Here is a 272-nt window from a genome sequence, read left to right as displayed (position 1 = left end):
CCCCCCCCCCCCCCCCCCCCCCCCCCCCCCCCCCCCCCCCCCCTCACCCTACGACCACCGAGATCTACACTGGAGCGATGTCGTCGGCAGCGTCAGATGTGTATAAGAGACAGTTATAAATCAGCGCCTCTGCCATTTTCATGCCGGCACGACGCGCCACCAGTGAATAACCGCCCTGCCCGGGAACAGATTGAACGCGATTTCCGGAAAGCCTAATCGGGCCTGTCTCTTATACACATCTCCGAGCCCACGAGACCAGGTACTTCATTTGG

1 pseudogene is annotated in these 272 nt (G+C 61.4%); it reads right to left on the bottom strand.

What is annotated here, in order from left to right:
* Positions 1–91: 91 nt before the first annotated feature.
* A pseudogene (locus tag ACNQ0T_RS24255) lies at positions 92–231 on the bottom strand (enoyl-CoA hydratase); the annotation flags it as partial.
* Between the last annotated feature and the right edge of the window lie 41 nt (positions 232–272).

Source organism: Enterobacter cloacae complex sp.6700776 (genome assembly GCF_048284255.1).
GTDB classification, from domain to species: Bacteria; Pseudomonadota; Gammaproteobacteria; order Enterobacterales; family Enterobacteriaceae; genus Enterobacter; species Enterobacter intestinihominis.
This window is presented reverse-complemented; position numbering and strand designations above follow the sequence as displayed.